Below are 2,924 nucleotides of genomic sequence, written 5' to 3'. Positions count from 1 at the left end.
GGTTCTTCGCGGAGTCTGGGGAAAGAGCGGATTGACAGTCAGGGAAGCGGGTAGATTGGCAGTCGCCAAACGAACCAACCCCCACCCCCTGCTGTCGCCGTGCATCCTATTGATCTTGCTGCTTTCTGGCCAGGCTACGAAGTCATCGCCTGCCACCCATCTGCCGACAGCACCCTGCTGATCGAGCTCAAGCCTCACGCCAGCGCTGTCCCCAAATGCGGGCGCTGCGGTCAGGCCAGTCCATTAATCCACGAACGGCGGATTCGCCGGGTGCGTGATCGCGATCTGTTCGACCAGCGCGTCCTGCTCCAACTGCCGGTGCGCCGCGTCGACTGCCTGCGCTGTGGTCGGGTGACCGAGCGGATCGACTGGCTGGAGCCAGCGTCGCGCTTGACCCAGCGCTTGCGCATCTGGCTCGAGGCTTTGCTGCAATTACTGCCCATCAGTCACGTCAGTCGCCTCGTCGGTCTGCATTGGCACACGCTCAAGCAGCTCGACAAACGTCGTCTAGAGGCCGCAGTCGGTGCTTTCGAGCCGGGTGACGTTCGCCGCCTGGTGATGGACGAGTTCGCTCTTCACAAAGGACATCGTTACGCCACCGTGATCATGGATGCGCAGCGGACACGCGTGCTGTGGGTCGGGCATGGCAACAGCCGCGAGGCGATTCAGCCGTTCTTCGAACTGCTCGGTGAGCGCTGCCAGCAAATCGAGGCCGTGGCGATGGACATGAACACCGCCTTCGATCTGGAAGTAAAACAGCATTGCCCCCGTGCCGAAGTGGTCTACGACCTATTCCACGTGGTGGCTCGCTATGGCCGGGAGGTGATCGACCGCATCCGTGTCGATCAGGCCAACGCGCTACGCCAGGACAAAGCGGCACGCAAGGTAATCAAGCAGAGTCGTTGGTTGCTGCTGCGCAATCGCGAAAACCTCAAGGATCAGCAAGCCGTGCAGTTGCAGGAAATCCTCGAGGCCAACCAGCCACTGGCCACGGTCTACGTGCTCAAGGATGCGCTCAAGGAAATCTGGTACGCCCCCAGCGTGCGGGAGGGTTGGCGCCGCTGGCGGGACTGGTTGCGCCACGCCAGGGACAGTGGCCTGGCCCCGCTGCAACGCTTCGCTCGCAATCTGCGCAAATACGTCCGAGGCATCCTGGCCAGCGCTCGCTTCCCCATGCACACCAGCCTGCTGGAAGGGGTAAACAACCGCATCAAGGTGATCAAGCGCATGGCCTATGGCTTCAGGGACTCCGCCTACTTCTTCCTGAAAATCAAGGCCGCCTTCCCCGGGAAAGCGCGATGAACCAAAAAAATCCCCCGACCACTCGCGCAGCCAGGGGATGGAAACGCCAGCGCAGGGGGGAACGCGCCGGCGAGGTAGGACCTTTTCGCGTTACAGCCGGATCAGTACCGATTTCACCTCGGTGTAGTGCTCGATGGCGGCGGCGCCCATTTCGCGGCCCAGGCCGGACATCTTGTAGCCGCCGAAGGGCAGCGCCGGGTCCAGTGCGCTGTGGCAGTTCACCCAGACCGAGCCGGACTTGATCTTCGGGATCATCCGGTGGACTGCGCCCAGGTCGTTGGACCAGATGCTGGCGCCCAGGCCGTAGGGGCTGTCGTTGGCCAGGCGGATGGCTTCGTCGATGTCGTCGAAGGGCATGGCCACCAGCACCGGGCCGAAGATTTCCTCCTGCACCAGCGGGTTCTTCTGGTCCACGTCGACGATCACCGTCGGCTTGACGAAGTAGCCGGGGCCGAACTGTTCGCCGCCGCAGGCGATGGTGGCGCCTTTCTCGCGGCCCAGTTCGATGTAGTTGTGCACGCGCTGCTGCTGGCGGGCGGAGATCAGCGGGCCCATGTCCACGCTCGGGTCCAGGCCGTTGCCCAGCTTCATGCCGTTGGCGATGCCGGCGATGTCGGCCACCACGTTGTCGAAGTGCTTGCGCTGCACGTACAGGCGCGAGCCGGCGCAGCACACCTGGCCCTGGTTGAAGAAGATGGCCTGGGCGGCGCCGGCGGCGGCGCTGTTCAGGTCGGCGTCGGCGAGGACGATGGTCGGCGACTTGCCGCCCAGCTCCAGGGTCACGCGGGTCATGTTGTCCATGGCCGCCTTGCCGATTTCCTTGCCCACGGCGGTGGAGCCGGTGAAGGTCAGCTTGTCCACCAGCGGGTGGTGGGTGAGGGCGCTGCCTGCGTTGATGCCGGTGCCGGTGACGACGTTGAACACGCCCGCCGGGTAGCCGGCCTCCAGGGCCAGTTCGGCCAGCTTCAGGGCGCTGAGCGGGGTTTCGTCGGCCGGCTTGAGCACCACGCTGCAGCCGGTGGCCAGGGCCGGGCCGAGTTTCCAGCAGGCCAGCAGCAGGGGGAAGTTCCAGGCGACGATGGCGCCGACCACGCCGACGGCCTCGCGGCGGATGAAGCCGTGGAAGTCGTCGTTGGGCATCAGCGGCATGGAGACGTCGACGCTGGCGCCTTCGATCTTGGTGGCCCAGCCGGCCATGTAGCGGAGGAAGTCGATGCCCAGCTGCACGTCCATGACCCGCGCCACGGCGGCGCTCTTGCCGTTGTTCAGGCATTCCAGCTCGGCCAGCAGGTCGGCGTCGCGCTCCATCAGGTCGGCGAGCTTCCACAGCAGGTTCTGCCGCTCGCGCGGGCGCATGCGGCTCCAGGGCGAATCGTCGAAGGCCTGGCGGGCGGCGCGCACGGCGCGGTCGACGTCGGCGGCGCTGGCGGAGGGCACCTGGCAGAGCACTTCGCCGGTGGCCGGATTGCGCAGGTCCATGAGGGCGCCATCGGCGGCACCGGTCCAATCGGCACCGATGAGCATCTTCGGCGCGCGCTGCAGGAAGGCGCGGGATTCGGGCTTGATGGGCAGGGAAGCGAGCATTGCGGTTGCCTCTTGTTGAGTTGTCCCGGCGGCTATCG

Annotated in this window: 2 protein-coding genes; one reads left to right on the top strand and one right to left on the bottom strand. The window is 65.5% G+C overall.

The genetic code is table 11. The features are described 5' to 3' along the window. Positions 1-99 precede the first annotated feature (99 nt). A complete protein-coding gene (locus DK254_RS00010) occupies positions 100-1,302 on the top strand; it encodes an ISL3 family transposase (RefSeq protein ID WP_109931384.1) in 1,203 nt (400 codons plus the stop codon). Between the two features lie 90 nt (positions 1,303-1,392). On the opposite strand, the gene DK254_RS00005 is transcribed toward DK254_RS00010, so the two are convergent. Continuing rightward, positions 1,393-2,886, bottom strand: coding sequence for an aldehyde dehydrogenase (locus DK254_RS00005; protein WP_089392125.1), 1,494 nt, complete (start codon positions 2,884-2,886; stop codon positions 1,393-1,395). Between the last annotated feature and the right edge of the window lie 38 nt (positions 2,887-2,924).

The organism is Pseudomonas sp. RW407, from assembly GCF_003176655.1.
GTDB classification, from domain to species: domain Bacteria; phylum Pseudomonadota; class Gammaproteobacteria; order Pseudomonadales; family Pseudomonadaceae; genus Pseudomonas; species Pseudomonas delhiensis.
Note: the sequence above shows the minus strand (reverse complement) of the source record. Positions and strands in the feature narration are given on the sequence as shown.